Genomic DNA, 279 nt, shown 5'->3' with positions numbered 1-279 from the left:
GAAGTTGACCGCGCCGCGCAGGCTCATCACGCGGTCGGTGCCGTGGGTGCGCTTGATGACCAGCGTGATGGCGGCGGCCTCCATCTCGGTGATGACGTAGTCGTCCGCGCCGTAGAGCTTGGCGATGTACTGCGCCTGCTTCGACATGCCGGGACCATGGAAGAAGGTGTCGCCCGTCATGTGCGTGCCGGTGCCGACGAAGGGCGCGCGGCGGGCCGCCGCGTCGGGGTAGCGCAGGCGGTACTTGCGCGCCGACTCGGAGTCTTTCAGTGGTGTGTC

The 279-nt window shown here is 68.1% G+C and carries 1 pseudogene; it reads right to left on the bottom strand.

Annotation, left to right across the window (positions count from 1 at the left end):
• Positions 1-279: pseudogene (locus Q5L94_RS13640) on the bottom strand (purine nucleoside permease); the annotation flags it as partial.

This window comes from Idiomarina sp. Sol25 (assembly GCF_033052775.1).
Taxonomy (GTDB): domain Bacteria; phylum Pseudomonadota; class Gammaproteobacteria; order Enterobacterales; family Alteromonadaceae; genus Idiomarina.
This window is presented reverse-complemented; position numbering and strand designations above follow the sequence as displayed.